Origin of the sequence: Bartonella sp. AA168HLJHH (assembly GCF_042197365.1) — a bacterium.
Taxonomy (GTDB): Bacteria; Pseudomonadota; Alphaproteobacteria; order Rhizobiales; family Rhizobiaceae; genus Bartonella.
Window position 1 is genome coordinate 1 of sequence record NZ_JBHIRS010000059.1, and the last position, 1,582, is coordinate 1,582.

1 protein-coding gene is annotated in these 1,582 nt (G+C 35.7%); it reads right to left on the reverse strand.

Going from position 1 to position 1,582, the window contains the following annotated elements; genetic code table 11:
* Positions 1-669 (reverse strand): ABC transporter substrate-binding protein (locus tag ACFINM_RS09710; protein ID WP_375641292.1); only part of this gene is annotated, 669 nt, incomplete at its 3' end.
* Positions 670-1,582: the final 913 nt, after the last annotated feature.

Sequence of the window (1,582 nt, forward strand, 5' to 3'; positions counted from 1 at the left end):
AGGGCGCCAACTCTCTAGCTGATAAGGACCAACGCAAGCAGAATGGCTTGCCAAATACCGGTTTCCCATATCACCATTTTTTTCGTGTTTCATGAGTGTCTCACGATCAAGCAAAGCAAGAGTACGACTAGTGGCAAAATGGCTAAGAATGAGCTCTGCTGGATAAGGTTTATCAAATTTCATCACCACTGTTTTGTCATCCGGTGCTTGAAAAGCCTCATCAACGTTTTGTTCTGTGATACCATATTCATTAAATGTCGCCGCAGTAGCCATCTTCAATTGAACAACCCGCTTCATGCTCCAAATAAGATCATTAGCATTCGCAGGACGACCATCGTTGAACTTTAAACCATCACGCAAGTGAAAAGTAATCACCGTACTCTGATCATCACTTGAAACATCCCAACTCTTCGCTAAAGAAGGAACCATTTTAGCCGCATCATCTGTAGCAGAAACGACTAAATTATCACAAACATTAACAAGAACTTCATTACCATAACGGTCATTGATTTGTGCGGGATCAAATGTACTTATTGTATCAAGATTCCAAGCCATCACAAGCGTATCGGCAGGTGTTTTCGCTGAAACTTGTTGCACAAACATCCCCATTGCAAGAACAGCAGAAACAAAAGAACTGCCCTTTTTCAATATTTTTCTTTTCACGTTCATAGAATTTTCCTTTTAAGATTTAAGGTTATTGTATAACTTCCCATGAGACAACATGCAAAAATGATAAGATCATGATTAGAAAACACGCCTTCTAGAGGTAAAATATCAAAATCTCTAAAAGCAGCAGCCACTTTTCAAAAGCTCATTCCCTCCCAAACACGTATAGAACAAACGAACATATGCAACGCAAAACGATCTGATTAAAATGAAGCTATCACGCACGATAGCACACGACATCACGGCACTTATAATTCAGAGCATATCAGACCAAAATCCTTCCTTGCTTCATTAAAAAGATTTCTTTTTCAAGTTTCTCTTGCGATTTTCTAAAAAGTATCATCAAAGCGCTACTCTAATTGCTTCAAAAGCCTCAAAACAATTTGATGTTTTGATGATCCTGAATAAATTTTTCGTAACCATTTTCACCCTTCTTCAGAAGAAAATTCGAACTTTGATTATAACTCCGTATCAAATAACAGCTTCGAACCTATAGATTATCATATTTTAAGTCATAAGGAATGTAACCTCAGGTATGAGAAGAGTAGCTTGATGTTTCCCCACGTACCCGCATACAACAGTTTTTCTCACCAAAACATTTTATAAAGTCCCCATTTTTTCAGAAACACTAAACTTTGCTTTATTCGTTACACCTGTCTTTTGCAACAAACAAATTTATTACTTTCTATACATATAAATTGAAATATCAAATATTAATATCTATACACGTAGAATTTATCGAGATAAATAACCTCTCTTCCCAATAGAATGTTTTGAAACAAAATTCTCTACACAACATAGTAATCCATTCCCGATAGAATTCAACGTATTGCAAAGTATTAAAGAGCTTTGCAATACATCAAATATATCATGACCATGTTTTTTATATTTTATAAACTTGATACCTTCTTATTTT